At 39.4% G+C, this 3,108-nt stretch carries 3 protein-coding genes; all 3 read right to left on the bottom strand.

Going from position 1 to position 3,108, the window contains the following annotated elements:
• Positions 1-498: winged helix-turn-helix domain-containing protein (locus DA100_RS08040; protein ID WP_171052173.1), on the bottom strand; the 498-nt coding region annotated here is incomplete at its 3' end.
• 448 nt (positions 499-946) lie between these two features.
• Positions 947-2,224 (bottom strand): PAS domain-containing methyl-accepting chemotaxis protein, encoded by a 1,278-nt coding sequence (locus tag DA100_RS21495; protein ID WP_138971701.1) that lies wholly within the window; start codon positions 2,222-2,224, stop codon positions 947-949.
• A 513-nt stretch (positions 2,225-2,737) separates the two neighbouring features.
• Positions 2,738-3,108, bottom strand: a 371-nt coding sequence (locus DA100_RS08030; protein ID WP_138971700.1) for a transposase, incomplete at its 5' end; no start/stop codon positions are given.

The following is a 3,108-nucleotide window of genomic DNA, read 5'->3' as shown; positions in this document are numbered from 1 at the left end:
GACTATCGATTCATCCTTGCCACAGCTTGCCTTTAGAGCTTCATAAGCCTCTATGAATGCTTGCTGTTTTGCTTTATCAAACTTGTGTGGAACGCCTTTCGGTTGCTTGTAGCTAAAGCCATTGTGGTGAAGCCATTTGTTCATACCAGAGACCGTATAATCAAGTCCAAATGCCTCTTTAACGTAGGCGACAATTTGATGAGTGTGAGAATAGGTTTTCTCAGTCAAATGCTCGATTAGGTGCATGGTTTGAGTAGCAGAAAGCTTGCTTTGGCTTCCGCCATTTTCAGGCTTAAGTTTTTCAGAAAGAACGTAGTCACTAAGGTGGCGTGCAACGGTTGATTCATGAATGCGAAGAGCTTGAGCAATCATGGTCTGACTCCACCCCTCTGTGGTAAGCAATACTGCTTTAATACGGTCACGCACTCGACCATCACGAGTAGAATCGTGCATTTGTTCGAGTTGCAGTTTCTGCTGAGGAGTCAGTGTAATTTTCATGGTTCGTAGCATGATCCTGATTCTAAAGAAAATCAAGCATTTTCAATGATCAGGGGTATAGATAATATCTTCTGTATTAAACCGAGAATAACGACCGCTCGATAAGCAAGCAATAGCACATTGAAAAATTACTCATTTTCTGAATTAAAAAGAAAAACTAGGCAAAAAATGTCGAAGTAAGATCACTTTTTCTCTATCTATGCGAGCGAGAGAAGATTTGAGCCGTTCTTGAACCATTTCCAATGCCACTTTTTCAGGAGATCGAGAGACTGCTTTTCTTAATTAACAGCTTTTCCTAATTGGCAATAAATCGTATTTGGACATTTATTTACCAGCGTTTTTGCTAATTTAGCAACTAATGAATAACTACAGGTATGACACAGCTAGCTATGAAGTGCTAGTGCGGTAAGTAAAATCGCACTAGCTAAAAAATTGGTTTACGTTCACACTAAGTTAAATTGGACATATTTTTAGCGACATCCTCTGCACCTCTTTGTATTTCATCGATCACTGAAGATACAGTGTATAGTTGTTCATTTGTATCTATTGCAGAGACTCTAATTTTCCCCATTGATTCGGATATTTTATTCGTCAACATTACATTTTCAGAGACCACTCGACTAATTTCATCTGTTGAGCCTGATGTCTTGGAAGCTAAAACCCTCACTTCATCAGCCACAACAGCAAAACCACGTCCATATTCACCAGCTCTTGCTGCTTCTATTGCCGCATTTAAAGCCAGTAAGTTCGTTTGATCAGCAATGCTACCAATAACTTGGACGATATTTTCAATGTTAGTTGAGAGTTCATTTAGCTTATTTATTAGTTCGACGGAGCTTTCCACTTGTTGAACTGCGTCTAGTGATTGTTCTTGAACTTTGTTTATTGACTTTTTACCATCCGTTGCTACTTGTTCAGTTTCAACAGCCGTTGTGTAAGCAATCGATATGGCCTCATTTGAAGCCTCCTCTTGAAGGACCTCTGGTGTAATATCAGTAGCAAACTTAACCACTTTATATACTTCATTTTTATCGTTGAATATTGGGTTGTAAGACGCCTGAATCCAAATTCTATCGCCTAGTTTTGATTTTCTTAAAAAACGCCCACTAAATGCTCTCCCACCTTGTAACTCCCTCCAAAAATGAGGGTTTTCTTGATAAAAATCGTCAAAACAAAACATTTTATGATGCTTGGTTACGACTTCATCTTGTGAATAACCTAAAGTACTCAGGAATGCATCATTTGCATTAATTACCTCTCCAGAAGGTGAAAATGTGATAACGGCAAACGTTCGGTCCAATGCACTTAATAACTCACAATCTTCAATGCTTCTTACATGTTGTTCTGTAACATCAGAGGCGACTTTAGCAACTTTTATAACTTTTCCATCAGAGATTACCGGGAAATACGTTGCCTCAACAAATATTTCTTTTCCTGATTTATTAAGTCGGGAGAAAACTCCACTTTGCGCTTCCCCTGAAGCTAGATTGTGCCAAAAATGGGAATACTGTTGCGATAACGCAATTTCTTCTAAACAAAAGAGAGAATGGTGCTTACCTATAATTTCTTGCCTTTGGTATCCAACACAGGATAAAAACAAATCACTAGCATTTAAAATCTCCCCTTCAGGGGTAAATTCAATAACGGCCAGAGATCCATATAAAGACTCAATAAAATCTTGATTAAGGTCGGGGGTTTTGACCATTTTTTTCTTTTTAAAAAACATATATTCCGATTCTAATTACGTTTATGATTTTGTAATAACAGTACTAACACAAAATAAGTATCAAAATTAACAGAACCAGAATAGAATAAATAAGCGACGAATGATGTAGTCAATTTCCTATTATGTTAAACGTGACTTGTACTCAAACACCCCTTAAATCACCTCAAACGCTTTTAGCAACAATCGGCGCATTCATTTTAAAAATTGAAAGGACATATATGGTCACCTCGCTGTTCGCAAGGCCTGATTGAAATTAATGTCGGTCTTTTCTTTAAGCTATTTCATAGGCACCCTTAACGGAGATTAACATTGATGGTCGACGGTCTTGCGACATATATCCGGCGTCGTTATAGCAACGTTTAGCTTGCTGCGCCCTAATGAGTTCCAAATTGACGTCTTATCCTCCTCTACACACGCATGGCTTTTCAATAGCCGCTGTCCTTAACAGGTTTTGAATAAGACAAACCGTTTTACATCAGTGTATTACCGCTCTTTTACAGATGGTTCTCTTTATCAGGCACACGCCAAATGAGGATTATAAGGCGCTCTTTTTACCAACACGGCCCAAATAATCCGTGCCAGCTTATTCGCGAGAGCAACGACCAATTTGCAGACATGCATCTTGGGTTTTAATGTCTGTAGCCACAGACTGAGTGGGTCCGATTTTCGCTCACACCAGTTTATCACTGCTCTTGCCCCCTGAATGAGTAGCTTCCTTAAATCTCGGTTTCCGCGTTTAGTGATTTTTCCAAGATAGTTTTTGTCACCACTGCTGTATTGAGACGGCGTCAACCCTAACCACGCGGACAGTTGCCGACCATTTTTGAACTCACCAACGCTGTTTATAGAACCAATGATGCCTGACGCGACAAGAGGTCCTACGC

It is taken from the genome of Vibrio sp. Hep-1b-8 (assembly GCF_006124995.1).
Classification (GTDB): Bacteria; Pseudomonadota; Gammaproteobacteria; order Enterobacterales; family Vibrionaceae; genus Vibrio.
This window is presented reverse-complemented; position numbering and strand designations above follow the sequence as displayed.